The organism is Mesorhizobium sp. M8A.F.Ca.ET.161.01.1.1 (assembly GCF_004792105.1).
In the GTDB taxonomy this organism is placed as follows: Bacteria; Pseudomonadota; Alphaproteobacteria; order Rhizobiales; family Rhizobiaceae; genus Mesorhizobium.
In genome coordinates, this window is sequence record NZ_SRTD01000185.1 from 1 (window position 1) to 360 (window position 360).

1 pseudogene is annotated in these 360 nt (G+C 65.6%); it reads right to left on the reverse strand.

From position 1 onward, the window contains the following. Nucleotides 1-94: pseudogene (locus EN804_RS38465) on the reverse strand (competence/damage-inducible protein A); the annotation flags it as partial. Nucleotides 95-360 lie beyond the last annotated feature (266 nt).

Here is a 360-nt window from a genome sequence, read left to right on the forward strand (position 1 = left end):
TGTCGGCGAGATGGCCGATGTTCTTGTCCTTGGTGCGGCCGGAAAGGATCTCGTCGCCGATGACGAGCATGGCGGCGGTAACGATTTCAGGCATGGCTCACTCCGGCTGCAGGTCGCCTGAGATAACGCGGCGGCCGGCCGCCTGCAATGCGGAGGCGAGGCGGGCTCTTGTGGCAGAGGCGGTTGCGGATAAGGTGCGCCGGTCCGGCCGGGGTGCAAAGATGCTGATATCGGTTTTGTCGTGGCTGATCGGCGGCCTGCTTGTTGCGGCCGCTGTCGCCGTATTCGGCTTGATGCTTGCGACCTGGCGGATCGCGGCCAGGGCCGAAAGGCTGGTGCCGGCTTGCGGCAAGTTCGTCG